The sequence below is a fragment of the Dellaglioa sp. CoH-57-MRSF-16 genome, from assembly GCF_056782055.1.
Genome location: NZ_JBXAXZ010000049.1, coordinates 1 through 498 on the forward strand (window position 1 = coordinate 1; position 498 = coordinate 498).

Here is a 498-nt window from a genome sequence, read left to right on the forward strand (position 1 = left end):
CAGAAGTCGGGTACATCCGGACAAAGGTGGCGATCCGGAACTGTGCCATCTAGTAAAGACAGCGTATCTGCTGCGGGATGTAACGTTCCTGATCGAAACACGGCTCCTGATCGAGCACGGCTCCGACCCGGAGTGGCAGCAGACCGAGGGTATAGCGTGGATGGAGCAAGAACTCCAGCGTCCTGCTGTATCCGAGGCCATGCTGCAAACCACAATCGAATTCCAGATAGCGCGTGCCCATCGTCTAGGCCAAGTTGAACAGGCTCAGGCGTTGGCTAACTTGCGGCTTGCTGAGATGGTGGTGAACCTGCAATCTGAACTGAATTACCTTCTATACGGAAACAAGAATGGCAACAACGAAGAAGAAGTCGTCGCTGGCGAAAGCGCAGGCGACGCGCACTGAAAAGGTGGCTACAGGTACTGGCGGTGTGAAACCGGCACGCGTACCGCTCCCCACGTTCACGGCACCTGCCGACTTTGCACCCCACTTCCTTGAGG

At 56.4% G+C, this 498-nt stretch carries 1 protein-coding gene; it reads left to right on the forward strand.

The annotated features are described in order from the left end of the window. A partial coding sequence (locus AC1RPH_RS07780) for a hypothetical protein (RefSeq protein ID WP_481762021.1) occupies positions 1–403 on the forward strand: 403 nt, incomplete at its 5' end. Between the last annotated feature and the right edge of the window lie 95 nt (positions 404–498).